Genomic DNA, 16,290 nt, shown 5'->3' on the forward strand with positions numbered 1-16,290 from the left:
CATTGCGAAATGAGCACCCAGCTTAGCACAAGCGGTCTCGGCTTCGGTCGCCGGCTATGTCTCGTCTTCCTCGCCGGCTTCAGGAAAGCGCAGCGGTACCAGGCTTTTCTTCACCGACTGCAGTTGTTCGGCCAACTTGGGGCCACGCGTCTTGGCCACACCCACGGCGAGTACATCGACGATCACCAGGTGCGCTACGCGTGAGCTCATCGGCGTATAGATTTCGGTGTCCTCGTGCACGTCGATATACAGCGGCAGAGTGACCTCGCTGGCCAGGGGCGAATCGCTGGGACATAGGCCAATCACCGTGGCGCCGGTCTCGCGGGCCAGGCGCACGCTGGCTACCAATGCTCGGGTGCGCCCGGTCTGGGAGATGGCCACCACCACGTCGCGCGGCGTCAGCGTCACCGCCGACATATTTTGCATGTGCGGATCGGAATAAGCCGCTGTGGATATCTGCAGGCGGAAAAACTTGTGCTGGGCATCGAAGGCAACCGCGCCCGAGGCACCGAAGCCGTAGAACTCCACGCGATTGGCCATGGCCAGGGCATTGACCGCCTTGCCCAGCGCGGCGTGATCGAGCCGATCGCGCACCGAGAGCAGCGTGCCCACGGTGGAGTCGAAAATGTTGTGGGCAAATTCAGCGACGCTGTCGCTATCGTTCATCGAGAACTGCGCAAACTGACTGCCCGTGGCCAGCATCTGCGCCAGCTTGAGCTTAAAGTCCTGGAAACCGTTGCATCCCAGCGCACGGCAGAAACGTACCACGGTCGGTTCGCTGACCTTGGCTTCGGTGGCCAGATCGACGATGCGCATGTGGATAACGTCTTCGGGATGACGCAACACGAAACGCGCCACCTTCTGCTCGGAGCGCCGGAAGTGCTCCATGCGGCGTCTCATCTCGTCGAACAGGGCACTGCTCATGATGGCGCGACTCCTTGGCTGACCAACAACGACGTGAAAACAGATTCGATTCTAGTATGCCGCAGGCGTTGAAGAGGAGAAAAAACGCACGTTTCAGCCTTGACGTCATAATTCTGTCAAGTGCGTTATAGTAAGAATGTCAAGCGAAAACCGGTTACGTGTTAATAAGACGGTTATTAGAACGATTGGGAGATTCGATATGCGTGGTACCGAACATCTTCAATCCTTGAAAAGCGAGCTGCTCGACATTCATATGAGCCTGGAAATGCTCGAGCACGAACAACGCAAGAAGAGTGCCGCGACACGCTATCTACGCGCGCGGCGCGGCATTGAACTGCATCAGGAATTCAAGCGCCTGGAGCGCGACATCGTCGATTACGACGAGTGGCAATAAAATAAACAGACACTCGATGAGCGGAGAGCTCTCCCCGTTCATCGAGTGTCTGGAAGGGCATTCCCAGCCCGGCGCGGGGGCAATATCCGCCTACGCCGGGTAACGCTCAGAGGCTGCTGACGAAGACGATCACCACGCCGATGGGCGCAATGAAACGTACCGCCACGCGCCACAGCGCGAAGGCGCCATCGCTCATGTTGAGCTGCGAGCGCAGTTCGTCGCGCCCCATGAACCAGCCCACGAACAGCACGGTGGCCAAGCCGGTCAGCGGCAGCAACAACTTGCTGGTGACATAATCGAGCAGGTCGAAGAGGGTCATGCCGGCGAACTTGTCGAACATGCCCAGCGGCGCGAAATCACCCCAGATGTTGAACGACAGCACCGTGGCCAGCCCCAAGGCCCAGGTCGCCAGCCCCGCAACGATGGTCGAGCCCACGCGCGACAGCGGCGAGCGCTCCTCGATCCATTCCACCAGCGGTTCGAGCAGCGAGATCGCCGAGGTCCATGCCGCGAATACCAGCAACACGAAGAACAACAGGCCGAACAGCCAACCACCGGCCATATTGCCGAACGCCAGCGGCAGCGTCTGGAAGATCAGGCCAGGGCCTGCGGCCGCATCCAACCCATTGGCAAACACGATGGGGAAAATGGCCAGCCCGGCAAGCAGGGCAATGACGGTATCCATGACCACGACGATGAGCGCCGAGCGCCCGATGTTGACGTCATCGGAGAGATACGAGCCGTATGCCATCATGATGCCCATGCCCAGACTCAAGGTGAAGAAGGCATGTCCCAGCGCGGCGAGAATGCCGTCACGCGTGAGCTTGGAGAAGTCCGGCGTAAACAGGTAAGCCGCCCCTTCGGCGAAAGCGCCCGTGGTCGCGGCATAACCCACGAGCACCACCAGCAGCACCGCCAGCGCGGGCATCAAGGTCTTCGCCGCACGCTCCAGACCACCGGCGACGCCGCCCACCACGACACCGATCGTCATGATCATGAACAAGCTGTGCCAGAGCAGCAATTCCACAGGGCTCGCCAGCAGATTGCCGAACAGGGTGCCCACACTATCGTTATCCAGCCCGCTGAAGGTGTCGACCACCGCCATTTGAATGTACGCCAGCGCCCAGCCACCAATCACGCTATAGAACGAGAGGATCAAGTAGGCGCCGAGAATCCCGCCCACGCCGATCAACACCCAGGCACGGCTGCGCTTGAGACGCCGCGTGATGTCGCCCATCGTCGAGATGGGATTCTTCTGGCCCAGACGCCCGAGCAACCATTCGGACATCAGCATCGGCAGGCCGACCAGGAAGATGCAGATCAGATATACCAGAACGAAAGCGCCGCCGCCGCTTTCGCCGGTCATGTAGGGGAATTTCCAGATATTGCCCAGGCCAACCGATGAACCGACGGCGGCCAGCACGAAGGCCATCCGGGAGGACCATTGTGCATGCGAATGAGACTTGTAAGACATTGCTTCACCTGAATTGCGTGGCGCCATCGATCAATAAAATGATGGCGTTGTATTGTTGTTGCCACGTCCCCTGGGCATGGATCGCACACCGCGACACGGAGCATGACAGGCCCTTGCGAGCGCTGGGATCTGGCCACCGATCAACAAGGAGACCGCATCGCTCGCAGCGATGACAGTCAGCGTAAGGGTGTCGATAAACACCGATTGAGGAGACGACTGTCCGCGACAGTCGTCCGCAAGAAATACCATTTTAGCGACAAGTTTTAGCCAAAACCATTCGCCCAATAGCGTCAAGTCATGAGCCTTGGATAACACGGTAACGCTATTATTATCACTCAATTAGAAAAGTGCACTCTGACGTTCACCGGGAAAGGCCTCGAGAGGCGGTAATTCGACGCGCTCGGCCAGGCGTGAATAAAAGCGTCGCGCCAATTGCGGCGCTTGCCGGTTATCCGGCGTATGCACAAACAAAAAAGGGGTTTTCCCCTGTTTTATCCACAGCGCCAGACGCTCACACCAAGGAGTGAAAAGTCGCTCGTTGATATCCATATCACAATGCCCGATGAAACGCACGATAGGCATATTTGCCGTGGAAATCACGTGTAACGGGCGTTTCGGCTTTTCACCCTGGGCCTTGATCAAGCGCGTATCGCTGCCTGCGGGCGTGTCGAAAAGCGGCCTGACATCGAGCATCACCCGGTCCACCCCCAAAGTTATCAACAAGCGGTTCAATTGCTGTTCTGCCGCCCCTTTGTGGAAAAAATCACTATGACGCACCTCCACGGCACAGGGTATTGCCGACGGCCAGTCTCTCAACAATGCCTCCAACGCTGGCAGCTCCAGAGCCCCGAAATCACGTGGCAATTGCACCATGGTCGGCCCTAGCCGGTCATGTAATGGTGCCAGCGCATCGAAGAACGTCTCCAGCTCATCCGCGATACCCACCAGGCGTTTCTCATGCGTGAGTCGCGCCGGCAGCTTGAAGCAAAAACGAAAATCCGCCGGTGCCTGGCGCGCCCACTGGGCGACGGTCGCCGCCTTGGGCGGCCCGCTGTAGAAGGTGGTATTGCCCTCCACGCTAGTGAACACGGCACCGTAATCGTGCAGCATGCCCTCCTGCGGCGCGTGTTGCGCGTAGAGACTCCCGCGCCATTCGCTATTGGCCCACATCGGCAAACCCAGGAACAAGCGCGGGCGACCCTCCGTCATGACGCGCCTCGCAATTGTATCGCTTGCGCCCTGGGGCTATGATGCGCTGCGCGAAGCAGCCCTATCCGGCACGCTTCTTGCATTGTGTCAAGTCTCCGCTCTTTGGCCACAAGCCCTCGGCGGTTCGCCGACCATCCTCGGCATCGATTCATCTTCCACACCCACGGGAGAGACAACATGAAGGTTTCCTGGCGTTCCTGGCTGACGCTGCTCGAAGGCTGCCTATTGGTGGCACTTGGCGTGCGACTTCTGCAATCCGCCGACCTGCTGGTCAGCGGTACCGCAGGCTTGAGTTTGCTGATCAGCGATCTGCTGCCGGTGAGTTTCGGTATCACTTTCTTCGTCATCAACCTGCCCTTTTACGGGCTCGCGTTCAAGCAATTGGGGCGCGATTTCACGCTACGCACACTCGCAAGCGTGACCTTGCTTTCGGTACTCAGCGACACCCTCACCGCCACACTTCCCCTGGGCAACACCCACCCCGTGGTGTGTGCCATTGCGGCGGGGCTTTTGATCGGCCTCGGGCTTGCGTTGCTGTTTCGCGCCAACGCCTCGTTGGGGGGTCTCAACATTCTCGCCCTTTATCTGGAACGCCGCGTGGGATGGCATGCCGGTCGCACCACGCTGTGCTGCGATCTGCTGCTATTGTTGCTGGCCATCATCGTCTACCCATGGACGCAGGTGGCGGGCTCGGCCTTGGCATTTCTCACCTTGAGCGCAGTGCTCGGCCGTTATCATCGCAAGGCCAGTGTCCAGCGCCATCAACGCGGTGGTGATGACGACGAGACGGCGCATATTCCACGTCGCAAGGGCGCCCTGTCACCGCATCGCGCTTCGATCGCGCGCTTGCGGCCCCTCCACGAGGAAGGCTAAGGCCGAAACGCCACTGGCACGACTCGCCCCGGCAAGGCATCATCGCTGGCGACACTCACTCCTAGAGTCGACCGCCGAGGTGCCTTGCTTGTTCATGTCATTGTCGCGACCGCTCATCGACGCTGCCTACACCCTACGCCAAATCGCGCGTGCGGCGTGGTTATTGCCATTATTGGTACTTGCGGCTTGCAGCTCTCAGTCGCCCGCGCCGAGCACACCATCGCCGACGGCGTCCGAGCGCATGCAACCCATGGAATGGCAGGCACTGCCCGGTTGGCGTGACGATAACGTCATCGCCGCATGGAGCGCATTTGTCGCCAGTTGCCCGCAGCTTGCCAAGAAGTCCCGCTGGACCTCGGTCTGCGCTGACGCCAAGCATGTCGACCCGCTCGATGAAAGCGATATCACGCGCTTTTTCGAGACACGCTTTCAGCCTTACCGCCTTACCAACGACGACGGCTCCACCACAGGCACGATCACCGGCTATTACGAACCCATTCTACATGGCTCGCGTGATCGCCACGGGCCGTACCAGACGCCGCTCTACCGCTTCCCCAATGCCTGGCAAGCTGCCCCAGAACGCAAACGCGCCTCACAAGCCGAGCTGTTGAAAAGCGGTGCCCTGCGCGGTCAGGAACTGGTCTGGATCGACGATCCCGTCGAGGCTGCCTTCCTGCAGATCCAGGGCTCGGGGCGTATCCGGCTGGACGACGGCGGCACCATGCGCGTGGCCTTCGCGGGGTCCAACAATCAGCCCTTCCGCTCATTCAATCGTGCCTTGATCGAGCGCGGTGAAATCGATGCTTCCCAGGCGAACCTTCCCGGCGTGCGGGACTGGGCCAAGCGACATCCCGAACGCGTAGAGGAGATGCTTGCCACCAACCCGCGCATGGTGTTCTTCCGTGAGTTGGACAGCGATCATACCGACACCCAAGGGCCGATCGGCGCTCTCGGTGTGCCTCTGACTTCGGAACGCAGCCTGGCCGTGGATCCCTCGCGCATCCCGCTGGGCGCGCCGGTATTCCTGTCGACCACACAGCCTCTCTCGAAGGAACCCTTGCAGCGCCTGATGGTCGCTCAGGATACCGGCAGTGCCATCAAGGGGACGGTACGCGCGGATTTCTACTGGGGACATGGCGATGCAGCCGGTGAGCGTGCCGGGCGCATGAAGCAAGATGGCCGCCTGTGGGTGCTAATGCCGAAAGGAGTCGATCAGCGGGCAAAGAGAGGAGAGACGCATGAGTGAAGATCGCTACGCCACGGCCCCGTTGGCGGTGGTCACCGGCGCTACCGCCGGACTCGGTCTCGAGACCGCCAAGGGCCTCGCCGCGCAGGGCTATCGCCTGATCGTCACCGCACGCAACATGGAAAGAGGCGAGCTGGCCTGCCATGCCATTCGCGTCCATGCACCGCATGCCGAGGTGCGCGCCGAGCCGCTCGATCTCGATAGCCTCGAATCGGTACGCGACTTCGCCCGGCGTCTGACGCAGACCGAGTCCTCGCTGGAGCGGCTGATCAACAACGCCGGCATCATGGCCCTGCCGCAGCATGAACGCACACGAGACGGCTTCGAGCGCCAGTGGGGCGTCAACTACCTGGGGCACTTCCTGCTCACCAGCGAATTGCTGCCACTGCTCATCACCGCAACGGCACCCCGCGTGGTGCAGCTCTCCAGCCTCGCTCATCGTAGCGGATGCATCGCCTTCGATGATTTAAACGGTGAGACGCACTACGATCCCTGGCGAGCCTACCGGCAGTCCAAACTCGCCATGCTGCTGTTTGCCCAGGCACTGCAGAAACACAGCGATGACCGGGGTTGGGGACTCAAGAGCCTGGCCGCCCATCCCGGATTGTCGCGTACCGCGCTGTTCGACGCCGGAGTGAAAAGCCGTCCCTTCATCGGCAGTGTCTTCAAGCTGACCCTGCCGCTGATCAGCCAGTCCGCCGCCGAGGGCGCCCGCCCCACGCTACATGCCGCGCTCAGCGACAACGCCGGCCCCGGCGCTTACATCGGGCCCGACGGTCTCGGCGAGACGCGTGGCGCCCCCAAAGCGGCCCGACGCGCCCGTAACGCACGCGATTCGTCGGTCGAGGCACGCCTGTGGGACGTTTCGTGCGAACTCACCGGGGCACGCTGGGAAACGACACACCCCGCGTAGGTACTATCAGCCTCTACAGACCTTCCCAGCCTCTACAGGCCTTCTTCCAGCAACTGGGGGGCGAAGTAGGTCATGATCAGGTCGGCACCGGCGCGGCGCATCGAGCCCAGCGTCTCGCGGATCACCGCGGCCTCGTCGATCACGCCCTGCTGCGCTGCCAGGCGGATCATCGCGTACTCACCGCTGACCTGATACGCCACCAGCGGCAACAGGCTGTTGCGGCGGATATCCGCCATGATGTCGAGATACGCCAGCGCCGGCTTGACCATCAGGAAATCGGCGCCTTCGGCCTCGTCCGCCAGCGACTCACGCAGCGCCTCGCGACGGTTCATGGGATCCATCTGATAGGTCTTGCGATCCCCTTGGAGCTCAGTGCCCGCCGCTTCGCGGAAGGGCCCGTACAGCGCCGAGGCCAGCTTGGTGGAATACGCCATGATGGGAATATTCTCGAAACCGGCCTCGTCCAGGGCCGCGCGAATCGTCGCCACCTGACCGTCCTGGGCCGCCGAAGGCGCGATGATATCGGCCCCCGCCTTGGCGGCCGCGACCGCCTGCACGCCGAGGTTGCGGATGGTCAGGTCGTTGTCGACCGTGTCGCCCTTGAGAATGCCGCAGTGACCATGCGTGGTGTACTCGCAGAAGCAGATATCCGGAATCACCACCATTTCGGGGTCGGCCGCCTTGATGATGCGCACCATGCGCGACACCAGACCATTGTCGTCCATCGCATCGCTGCCATTGGCGTCTTTATGATGCGAAATCCCGAACGGCATGATGCCCTTGAGACCCAGCGCACTGAGGCGTTTCACTTCCTCCGCCAGTTGGCCTTCCGGCACACGATACTGCCCCGGCATACCCTCGATGGGGACAAACTCGTCCGCGTTCTCCTCCACGAAGATCGGATACACCAGATGCTCTGGACGCAGCGAAGTTTCACGCACGATGTCACGCAGCGATGAGGTGCGCCGCAGGCGCCGCAAGCGGGCCTGGGGAAACTGAGCAGGCATGTAAGACTCCTTGATAGCCACCGAGCGCGGCAACGCCCGGCGTTAAGAACCGGGATGTATTTTATAGCATGCTAACGAATATGCCCAGCCGACAGGATGTCGCATCATTCCACCGTCACCGACTTGGCCAGGTTGCGCGGCTGGTCGACATCGGTGCCCTTGAGTACGGCAACATGATAAGCCAGCAACTGCAGCGGAATAGTATAGACGAGGGGCGCCAGCGCCTCGTTGACCGCTGGCACGCGCAGTACGTGCAGATGCTCGGAAGGTTCGAGGCGAATGCCTTCATCGGCGAACACGAACAACTCGCCGCCCCGCGCGCGAACTTCCTGCAAATTGGATTTCAGCTTCTCGAGCAATTCATCGTTGGGCGCTACAGCGATCACCGGCATCTCGCTGTCGACCAGCGCCAACGGACCATGTTTCAGCTCGCCCGCCGGATAGGCCTCGGCATGAATATAGGAGATTTCCTTGAGCTTGAGCGCCCCTTCCAGGGCGATCGGGAAATGCGCGCCACGTCCCAGGAATAGCGCATGATGCTTCTCGGCGAATGCCATCGACAGTTGCTCGATCTCGCCATCCAGGGCCAGCACCTGGTTGATCACCCCAGGCAGCTCGCGAAGTCCCTGAACCAGCGGCGCATGATCGCCATTGGCGCCCCGCACGCGGCCCAGCGCCAAGGCCAGTAGCATCAACGCCACCAGTTGGGTGGTGAAGGCCTTGGTCGAGGCCACGCCGATCTCGGGCCCGGCCTGGGTCATCAAGGTCAAATCCGATTCCCGCACCAGCGAGCTGCCCGGCACGTTGCAGATCGCCAGGCTGCCGAGATAGTCACGCTGCTTGGCGAAGCGCAATGCCGCCAGGGTGTCGGCGGTCTCTCCGGACTGCGATAACGTCACGAACAAAGTGCTTTCGGGCACGACGACCTCGCGGTAGCGATATTCCGAGGCTACCTCGACCTGAGTGGGCACGCCGGCCAGCTTCTCGATCCAGTAGCGCGCCACCATGCCCGCATGGTAGCTGGTACCGCAGGCGATGATATGCACCTGACGCACGTTCTCGAACAGCGCAGCGGCATCCGCCCCGAAGCTATTGACCAGCACCTGGTGATCGCCGAGACGGCCTTCCAGCGTGGCCGCGATCACCTGTGACTGCTCGTGGATTTCCTTGAGCATGAAGTGACGATAGCCCCCCTTGCTGGTCACGCCGTCGCCATGCTCGAAGACGGTCACCGGACGCTCGGCGCGTTCTCCGCTCGCCTCGAAGAGTTCGACCTCGCCGCCCCGAGCCAGGCGTACTACATCGCCTTCCAGCATATAGATGAAGCGGTCGGTGACCTGCAACAGCGCCAGCGGATCGGAAGCCAGGAACGCTTCACCGATGCCCACGCCTATCACCAGCGGGCTGCCCTTGCGCGCGCCGATGATCGCATCGGGCTCGGCACGGTGCACCACCGCCAGGGCGTAAGCGCCTTCCAGCAGTGCCACGCTGCGCTGCACGGCCTGGAGCAGGTCCTGGGAAAGGGTGAACTCGCGCGACAACAGGTGCGCGATCACTTCGGTGTCAGTCTCCGAGGTGAAGACATACCCCTGGGACTCAAGCTCGGCTTTAAGCGCCTCATGGTTTTCGATGATGCCGTTATGCACCACCGCCAGGCTATCGCCGGATTGATGCGGATGCGCGTTCTGCTCGCTGGGGCGCCCGTGCGTGGCCCAGCGTGTGTGAGCGATACCCAGGGTGCCCTTGAGCGGCGTGTCGGCGAGCTTGTCTTCCAGGGCCGCTACCTTGCCCACCGCACGTTGACGATTGAGTCGCGCATCATCGGAGAGCACGGACATGCCCGCCGAGTCGTAGCCGCGATATTCGAGACGGCGCAAGCCTTCGAGAAGGATTTCCTGCACATGACGCTCGGCGACAGCCCCTACGATTCCACACATAATGAACTCCTTGTCTTCATTCGTTGACCGCAGCGCGGATGACGGCGATGCCCTGTGCTTCGATTCGACGGCAGGCATCGGCATCGAGCCCTTCGTCGGTGATCAGGGTATGGATCCGTTCCCACGGCAGTTCCAGATTGGGAATACGCCGGCCGATCTTGTCGGATTCGGCGAGTACCACGACTTCGCGCGCGACCTCGGCCATCACCCGCGATAGCCCCAGCAATTCGTTGTAGGTGGTGGTCCCGCGCGCCAGGTCGATACCATCGGCACCGATGAACAATTGATCGAAATCGTAGAAACGCAGCACCTGCTCGGCGACCTGCCCCTGGAAGGATTCGGAGTGCGGATCCCAGGTGCCGCCGGTCATCAGGATCGCCGGTTCGGGCTCGACCTCGCGCAGCGCATTGGCCACCGATAGCGCGTTGGTCATCACCACCAGCCCTTCGCGCCCGCCCAGTTCGGGGATCATCGCCGAGGTGGTGGTACCGCTATCGATGATGATGCGATTGTGGGCGCGAATACGCGCACTCGCCGCTTGTGCGATCGCCAACTTTCGCGGTGAAAGCGGAGCGTTGGCTTCCGCCAGTATCTCACTGGGCAAGGGCACGGCACCGCCGAAGCGGCGCAACAGCAGGCCGCTCTTTTCCAGGATGGCGAGATCCTTGCGCACAGTGACTTCAGAGGTGGCGAAGTGGCGAGCGAGCGTATCGACGCTGGTTTCACCCTGCTCGTTCACGTAGGCCAGCATGGCATGGCGGCGCTGGGCGGTATCGCGTTTGGGCATAGCATCCTTGTTCACAAAAGATATATCTTCCGAAACGAAACAATTTAATTATGGAATGATATATTTCCTTCCTCGTCAAGCCAAGCCTCTCGAGAAATGAGATAATCCATTCTGCATGAGGATATTTTTTACACTGCTTTCTCGACGCGTATTAAAGACGCCTAGTCAGAATCTGTCATAGCAAGAGTCAAAGAGTAACCATCTTCTCATAACACCTTAAGCGGGCAAAAAATCAATATTCGGAGATACTCGATGCAACATCTTCAAACACATGAATACATGGAGCAAATGGATGAAAGCATCGAAGACAAGCTAAAAATGGTCGACTGGACAACCGGCCAAAACGTTCTCGATTGTGGTTGTGGTAGCGGTGGCTTGATGGAGTATCTAATTCATCATGACTACAATACATACGGGATTGATCTGTCGAGTCTTTCAGAAAACCTCATATTCAAGAAAAAACTGACACCAAGATTCGTCAGGGGCGACTTATTATATCTAGGCGAGTATTTCCCGAACCGTAAATTCGATACGATCATATTTTCTTCCGTGTTGCATGAAGTCTATTCCTATAACGATTTTGACATACAAAAAGTGGTCAAAACGCTGCAACAAGCCATCGGCCTTTTATCCGAGCGAGGAAGAATCATTATCCGCGACGGCATCAACCATCCCGATGACAGCCAACAACGCGTCATCGAGTTCATGAATCGCGAAGACCTCGAAGTTTTTAATAAATACTATAAAAGTTTCAAGGGGAGAAAAATATATTTCAACCAAATAGATAATAACAAGATCATACTCAACGTCAACGATGCCATGGAATTTCTTTACACTTACACATGGGGTAATGAATCTTTCTACCGGGAAGTTCAAGAACAGTACGGCATTTTCAACTCTGATGAATATCAAGATCTACTCGAGAGTTTCGGCCTTAATATTATTCATAAATCTGAGTATCTCCAGGCAGGGTATATTGAAAACTTAAAGCCCAAAGTCAATCTCTACGATGAACACGGACATGTCGTCGATTTCCCCAATAGCAACATGTTATTAGTAGCAGAAAAATAAAGCATCGCATCAGTACTACGGCAATATACCGTAGTACTATTAATTATTTCATTTAAGTTTACGAGGCCGTTTCCAGCCGGCACGCGTGGTCTGACGCGGTCGCGCCACCGCCAAAGCTCCAGCGTCGACATTCTTGTTGATGGTCGAGCCGGCCCCGACCGTCGCGCCATCGCCCAGCGATACCGGCGCCACCAGGGCGGTATTGGAACCCACGAAGACATCGTCGCCGATCTCGGTGCGATGCTTGTTGGCGCCGTCATAATTGCAGGTGATGGTCCCGGCACCGACATTGACGCCACGCCCCAGGCGAGCATCGCCGATATAGCTCAAATGATTGATCTTGCTGCCTTCGCCAACCTCGGCGTTCTTGGTCTCGACGAAATTGCCGACCTTGCTGTCGCACGCCAAGCGGGTACCGGGGCGCAAGCGCGCGAAGGGGCCAATGTAGGCACGCGCCGCCACCTCGGCGCCGTCGATGATGCTATGCGCCTCGATCACCGTCTCCGCCGCGATATGGCTGTCGCGGATCAGCGTATAGGGGCCCACACTGACACCGTCGCCGAGCGTCACATCGCCCTCGAATACACAGCCCACGTCGATGAAGACGTCATGCCCGCAGTCGAGACGACCGCGCACATCGAAACGCGTAGGATCGGCAAGCGCCACCCCCGCAGTCAGCAACCGCTCAGCCTGGTCGCGCTGATAGGCACGTTCCAGGGTCGCCATCTGCGAGCGATTGTTGACGCCTTCGACTTCCAGCGCCGAGGCGGGGCTGGTCGTGGCGACCTCGATGCCCTCGGCCGCCGCCATGGCAAATATGTCGGTCAGATAATATTCACCCTGGGCGTTCTCGGCGGAGAGTTGCGGCAACCAGCGCTTGAGCTGGGCACCCGTGGCGGCGACGATTCCGGTGTTGCATTCGGTGATCCCGCGCTCGGCTTCGCTGGCGTCCTTATGTTCGACAATACGCGTGACGCACCCTTCGGCGTCGCGCACGATACGCCCATAACCGCTGGGGTCGGTCAAAGTCACGGTCAACAGTCCCAAGCGACGTTCATCGACCTCATCGAGCAGCGCCGTCAGCGTCTCAGCCCGAATCAACGGCACATCGCCGTACAGAATCAGCACCTTGCCGTCTCCCAGGCCATCCAGCGCCTGCGCCACGGCATGGCCGGTCCCCTTCTGTTCGGCCTGCAGGGCGAAACGTACATCGCGCCCATCGAGCTCGGTCTCGACCTGCTCGGCGCCATGGCCGATCACCACGTGCGTACGTGTCGCGCTGAGTTGCTCGGCAGTATCCAACACATGGGTGACCAGCGGTTTGCCCGCCAGGGGGTGCAATACCTTGGGCTTGGCCGAGCGCATCCGCGTTCCCTGGCCGGCGGCGAGTATCACCACGTCTAACATCATCGCTGTCGTCCCTATGCATCTCTTGAAGAAGATGAGCGTATTCTACGGCGGGTGGGGAATCCCACCAAGCGACATGCGTCATGTCTCGGCACGATATGTAAACGTACGTGCCACGCGGTTAGTGGATCGCATCCATGAAAAAGGCGACCCGGAGGTCGCCTTGTTGACTGCAGTAGCGCCTGCGACGCCTAGCGCCGACCACCCTTCTCGCGCAATTGCTGGATGGTACGCAACTGAGCCACGGCTTCCGCCAGTTCGGCGGCCGCCCGGGTATAGTCGAGATCGGACTGCTTGTCGCCCATGGCCTGCAAGGCCTCCTGACGCGCCTCTTCGGCGGCGGCCTCGTCGAGATCGTGTGCTCGCGTGGCCGTATCGGCCAACACCGAGACCACGTCCGGCTGGACTTCAAGGAAACCGCCGGTGACGAAGTACACCTCTTCCTCGCCACCTTCACGCATGACGCGTATCGGTCCCGGCTTGAGCTCGGTGAGCAGCGGTGCGTGGCCGCGCAGGATGCCCAGATCGCCCGACACGCCGGCCGCCACTAGCTGCTCGGCGTTGCCGGAGAAGATGGCCTTCTCGGCACTGACGATGTCGCATTGGAAGCTAGCCATCGCTATCTCCTCGTTCGTGGAAGCTCGGGCCGGCGCGCCTCGCGCGACAACGCCGTCCCGACCACTTCCCAATGGGCGTGGCCTTACTTCATGTTATTGGCTTTCTCGACGGCTTCGTCGATGGTGCCAACCATGTAGAAGGCTTGTTCGGGCAGTTCATCGTATTCACCGTCGAGGATGCCCTGGAAGCCACGGATGGTCTCCTTGAGGGAGACGTACTTGCCGGGCGCCCCGGTGAAGACCTCGGCGACGAAGAACGGCTGCGACAGGAAGCGCTGGATCTTGCGCGCCCGCGCCACGGTCTGCTTGTCTTCGTCAGACAGCTCGTCCATCCCCAGGATGGCGATGATGTCCTTGAGCTCCTTGTAGCGCTGCAACACGCCTTGCACACCGCGGGCGGTGTTGTAGTGCTCTTCGCCGACGGTCAGCGGATCGAGCTGACGCGAGGTGGAGTCCAGCGGATCGATCGCCGGATAGATCCCCAACTCGGCGATGGAGCGCGCCAGTACCACGGTGGCATCCAGGTGCGAGAAGGTGGTCGCCGGTGACGGGTCGGTCAAGTCATCCGCCGGCACGTAGACTGCCTGCACGGAGGTGATGGAGCCCGTCTTGGTCGAGGTGATGCGCTCCTGCAGGACACCCATTTCCTCGGCCAGCGTCGGCTGATAACCCACCGCAGAGGGCATGCGACCCAGCAGTGCGGAGACCTCGGTGCCCGCCAGGGTGTAACGATAGATGTTGTCGACGAACAACAGCACGTCACGCCCTTCGTCACGGAACTTCTCGGCGATGGTCAGACCGGTCAGGGCCACGCGCAGGCGGTTCCCGGGCGGCTCGTTCATCTGACCATAGACCAGTGACACCTTGTCGAGAACGTTGGAATCCTGCATCTCGTGGTAGAAGTCGTTACCCTCGCGAGTACGCTCCCCCACCCCGGCGAAGACGGAATAACCGCTATGCTCGGTGGCGATATTACGGATCAGTTCCATCATGTTGACGGTCTTGCCAACCCCGGCGCCACCGAACAAACCGACCTTGCCGCCCTTGGCGAACGGGCACACCAAGTCGATGACCTTGATGCCGGTTTCCAACAACTCGTTGGAAGTTGCTTGTTCCGCGTAGCCTGGCGCCTTGCGGTGGATCGGCATGCGTTCGTCTTCGCCGATCTCGCCGGCTTCGTCGATAGGATTGCCAAGGACGTCCATGATACGTCCCAGCGTGGCCTTGCCCACCGGCACCGAAATCGCCGCCCCGGTACTGACGGTATCGAGCCCCCGCTTGAGGCCCTCGGTGGTGCCCATGGCAATGGCACGCACGACGCCGTCACCCAGCTGTTGCTGTACTTCCAGAATGGTCTCGGTGTCGGAGACCTTCAGCGCGTCGTAGACCTTGGGAACATCGTCCCGCGGAAACTCTACGTCAATCACCGCGCCGATGATTTGTACGATACGTCCGCTCATGTTGGTTCCTCTAATACCTGCAAATGAAACCTGCTTCGCCTGGACCCCGAGGCCATTCGCATGAATGCCTCGGCGGGACCTGCGTCGTCATACGGCGGCGGCGCCGCCGACGATCTCCGAAATCTCCTGAGTGATCGCAGCCTGACGGGCCTTGTTATAGACCAACTCCAGGTCATCGATCAGATTGCCGGCATTGTCGGTCGCGTTCTTCATCGCGATCATCCGCGCCGCCTGCTCGCAGGCCGCATTCTCGACCACTGCCTGGTACACCTGGGATTCCACATAGCGCACCAGCAAATGATCGAGCAGGGTCTTGGCATCCGGCTCATACAGGTAGTCCCAGCCGCCGCTGGCACGTGTCTCTTCTTCATCGCCCTCGTCAGCAATTCCTTCTTCCAAGGGAAGCAACTGACGTACGATCGGCTTTTGCGTCATGGTGTTGACGAATTCGTTATGCACCACGTAAAGCCGATCCAGTTGCCCCTCATCGAAGGCCTTCAGCATGACGCTGACGCTCCCGATCAGATCTTCAGCGGACGGGGCCTCGCCCAGTCCGCTCTTGCCCGCCACCAGATTGCCGCCATGGTTGCTAAAGAACACATTGGCCTTGGAGCCGATCGCCGCGTAATCGATCTCGACGTCCTGCTCATGCCAATACTTGGCTTCACGCGTCACGGCCTTGAACACGTTGACGTTCAGGCCGCCGGCCAGACCGCGGTCACTGGAGACTACGATATACCCCACGCGCTTCACGTCGCGCTCGATCATGTACTCATGACGATATTCGGGGTTGGCCTTGGCAATATGGCTCACCACGCGACGGATCAGCTTCGCGTACGGCTGACTGGCCGTCATGCGCTCCTGAGCCTTGCGCATCTTCGAAGCAGCGACCATCTCCATGGCGCTGGTGATCTTCTGCGTGTTCTTGATGCTCCCGATCTGGGTGCGAATCTCTTTTGCAGCTGCCATCT

15 protein-coding genes are annotated in these 16,290 nt (G+C 60.1%); 5 read left to right on the forward strand and 10 right to left on the reverse strand.

The genetic code is table 11. The features are described 5' to 3' along the window. Positions 1 to 54 precede the first annotated feature (54 nt). Positions 55 to 924: a transcriptional regulator HexR gene (hexR, locus tag L1073_RS06335; RefSeq protein WP_246897703.1), complete on the reverse strand. Its 870-nt coding sequence runs from the start codon at positions 922 to 924 to the stop codon at positions 55 to 57. A gap of 199 nt (positions 925 to 1,123) precedes the next feature. Here hexR and L1073_RS06340 point away from each other — a divergent pair, with 199 nt between their 5' ends. Continuing rightward, positions 1,124 to 1,318 (forward strand): PA3496 family putative envelope integrity protein, encoded by a 195-nt coding sequence (locus L1073_RS06340; RefSeq protein ID WP_246897705.1) that lies wholly within the window; start codon positions 1,124 to 1,126, stop codon positions 1,316 to 1,318. A 106-nt stretch (positions 1,319 to 1,424) separates the two neighbouring features. Here L1073_RS06340 and L1073_RS06345 read toward each other — a convergent pair whose 3' ends face one another. Then, on the reverse strand, positions 1,425 to 2,792 hold the full coding sequence (locus L1073_RS06345; protein ID WP_246897707.1) for a sodium-dependent transporter: 1,368 nt from the start codon (positions 2,790 to 2,792) through the stop codon (positions 1,425 to 1,427). A gap of 339 nt (positions 2,793 to 3,131) precedes the next feature. Continuing rightward, entirely contained in the window at positions 3,132 to 4,001 is an 870-nt protein-coding gene (locus tag L1073_RS06350) for a DUF72 domain-containing protein (protein WP_246897709.1), read from the reverse strand. 177 nt (positions 4,002 to 4,178) lie between these two features. Here L1073_RS06350 and L1073_RS06355 point away from each other — a divergent pair, with 177 nt between their 5' ends. The 3 genes from L1073_RS06355 to L1073_RS06365 all read left to right on the forward strand — a co-directional run bounded on the left by L1073_RS06355 (position 4,179) and on the right by L1073_RS06365 (position 7,033). Further along, positions 4,179 to 4,874, forward strand: a complete 696-nt coding sequence (locus tag L1073_RS06355) for a DUF6198 family protein (protein WP_246897711.1) — start codon at positions 4,179 to 4,181, stop codon at positions 4,872 to 4,874. 94 nt (positions 4,875 to 4,968) lie between these two features. Further along, a complete protein-coding gene (mltA, locus tag L1073_RS06360) occupies positions 4,969 to 6,120 on the forward strand; it encodes a murein transglycosylase A (protein WP_246897713.1) in 1,152 nt (383 codons plus the stop codon). Then, positions 6,113 to 7,033, forward strand: a complete 921-nt coding sequence (locus L1073_RS06365; protein ID WP_246897714.1) for an oxidoreductase — start codon at positions 6,113 to 6,115, stop codon at positions 7,031 to 7,033. The genes mltA and L1073_RS06365 overlap by 8 nt, the downstream gene beginning before the upstream one ends. A gap of 32 nt (positions 7,034 to 7,065) precedes the next feature. Here the strand turns inward: L1073_RS06365 and hemB are convergent, their stop codons facing one another. The 3 genes from hemB to L1073_RS06380 form a co-directional block, all read right to left on the reverse strand. Next, positions 7,066 to 8,040, reverse strand: a complete 975-nt coding sequence (hemB, locus tag L1073_RS06370; protein WP_246897716.1) for a porphobilinogen synthase — start codon at positions 8,038 to 8,040, stop codon at positions 7,066 to 7,068. Positions 8,041 to 8,144: 104 nt separating this feature from the next. After that, on the reverse strand, positions 8,145 to 9,977 hold the full coding sequence (glmS, locus tag L1073_RS06375) for a glutamine--fructose-6-phosphate transaminase (isomerizing) (RefSeq protein WP_246897718.1): 1,833 nt from the start codon (positions 9,975 to 9,977) through the stop codon (positions 8,145 to 8,147). A 16-nt stretch (positions 9,978 to 9,993) separates the two neighbouring features. Further along, complete coding sequence (locus L1073_RS06380) at positions 9,994 to 10,764, reverse strand: DeoR/GlpR family DNA-binding transcription regulator (protein WP_246897719.1); 771 nt, start codon at positions 10,762 to 10,764, stop codon at positions 9,994 to 9,996. Positions 10,765 to 11,016: 252 nt separating this feature from the next. Between L1073_RS06380 and L1073_RS06385 the strand changes: the two genes are divergently transcribed. Next, complete coding sequence (locus L1073_RS06385) at positions 11,017 to 11,835, forward strand: methyltransferase domain-containing protein (protein WP_246897721.1); 819 nt, start codon at positions 11,017 to 11,019, stop codon at positions 11,833 to 11,835. A gap of 48 nt (positions 11,836 to 11,883) precedes the next feature. Here L1073_RS06385 and glmU read toward each other — a convergent pair whose 3' ends face one another. The 4 genes from glmU to atpG all read right to left on the reverse strand — a co-directional run bounded on the left by glmU (position 11,884) and on the right by atpG (position 16,288). After that, positions 11,884 to 13,245, reverse strand: coding sequence for a bifunctional UDP-N-acetylglucosamine diphosphorylase/glucosamine-1-phosphate N-acetyltransferase GlmU (gene glmU, locus L1073_RS06390; RefSeq protein WP_246897723.1), 1,362 nt, complete (start codon positions 13,243 to 13,245; stop codon positions 11,884 to 11,886). 188 nt (positions 13,246 to 13,433) lie between these two features. Beyond that, positions 13,434 to 13,859: a F0F1 ATP synthase subunit epsilon gene (locus L1073_RS06395; protein WP_246897725.1), complete on the reverse strand. Its 426-nt coding sequence runs from the start codon at positions 13,857 to 13,859 to the stop codon at positions 13,434 to 13,436. Positions 13,860 to 13,942: 83 nt separating this feature from the next. Continuing rightward, complete coding sequence (atpD, locus tag L1073_RS06400; protein WP_246897727.1) at positions 13,943 to 15,319, reverse strand: F0F1 ATP synthase subunit beta; 1,377 nt, start codon at positions 15,317 to 15,319, stop codon at positions 13,943 to 13,945. Positions 15,320 to 15,406: 87 nt separating this feature from the next. Further along, complete coding sequence (gene atpG / locus L1073_RS06405) at positions 15,407 to 16,288, reverse strand: F0F1 ATP synthase subunit gamma (protein ID WP_246897729.1); 882 nt, start codon at positions 16,286 to 16,288, stop codon at positions 15,407 to 15,409. Between the last annotated feature and the right edge of the window lie 2 nt (positions 16,289 to 16,290).

The sequence above is a fragment of the Chromohalobacter nigrandesensis genome (assembly GCF_023061285.1).
In the GTDB taxonomy this organism is placed as follows: Bacteria; Pseudomonadota; Gammaproteobacteria; order Pseudomonadales; family Halomonadaceae; genus Chromohalobacter; species Chromohalobacter nigrandesensis.

Coding starts and splice junctions, on each gene's coding strand:
- hexR (WP_246897703.1), bottom strand. CDS start 924: ATGAGCAGTGCCCTGTTCGACGAGATGAGACGCCGCATGGAGCACTTC.
- L1073_RS06340 (WP_246897705.1), top strand. CDS start 1,124: ATGCGTGGTACCGAACATCTTCAATCCTTGAAAAGCGAGCTGCTCGAC.
- L1073_RS06345 (WP_246897707.1), bottom strand. CDS start 2,792: ATGTCTTACAAGTCTCATTCGCATGCACAATGGTCCTCCCGGATGGCC.
- L1073_RS06350 (WP_246897709.1), bottom strand. CDS start 4,001: ATGACGGAGGGTCGCCCGCGCTTGTTCCTGGGTTTGCCGATGTGGGCC.
- L1073_RS06355 (WP_246897711.1), top strand. CDS start 4,179: ATGAAGGTTTCCTGGCGTTCCTGGCTGACGCTGCTCGAAGGCTGCCTA.
- mltA (WP_246897713.1), top strand. CDS start 4,969: ATGTCATTGTCGCGACCGCTCATCGACGCTGCCTACACCCTACGCCAA.
- L1073_RS06365 (WP_246897714.1), top strand. CDS start 6,113: ATGAGTGAAGATCGCTACGCCACGGCCCCGTTGGCGGTGGTCACCGGC.
- hemB (WP_246897716.1), bottom strand. CDS start 8,040: ATGCCTGCTCAGTTTCCCCAGGCCCGCTTGCGGCGCCTGCGGCGCACC.
- glmS (WP_246897718.1), bottom strand. CDS start 9,977: ATGTGTGGAATCGTAGGGGCTGTCGCCGAGCGTCATGTGCAGGAAATC.
- L1073_RS06380 (WP_246897719.1), bottom strand. CDS start 10,764: ATGCCCAAACGCGATACCGCCCAGCGCCGCCATGCCATGCTGGCCTAC.
- L1073_RS06385 (WP_246897721.1), top strand. CDS start 11,017: ATGCAACATCTTCAAACACATGAATACATGGAGCAAATGGATGAAAGC.
- glmU (WP_246897723.1), bottom strand. CDS start 13,245: ATGATGTTAGACGTGGTGATACTCGCCGCCGGCCAGGGAACGCGGATG.
- L1073_RS06395 (WP_246897725.1), bottom strand. CDS start 13,859: ATGGCTAGCTTCCAATGCGACATCGTCAGTGCCGAGAAGGCCATCTTC.
- atpD (WP_246897727.1), bottom strand. CDS start 15,319: ATGAGCGGACGTATCGTACAAATCATCGGCGCGGTGATTGACGTAGAG.
- atpG (WP_246897729.1), bottom strand. CDS start 16,288: ATGGCAGCTGCAAAAGAGATTCGCACCCAGATCGGGAGCATCAAGAAC.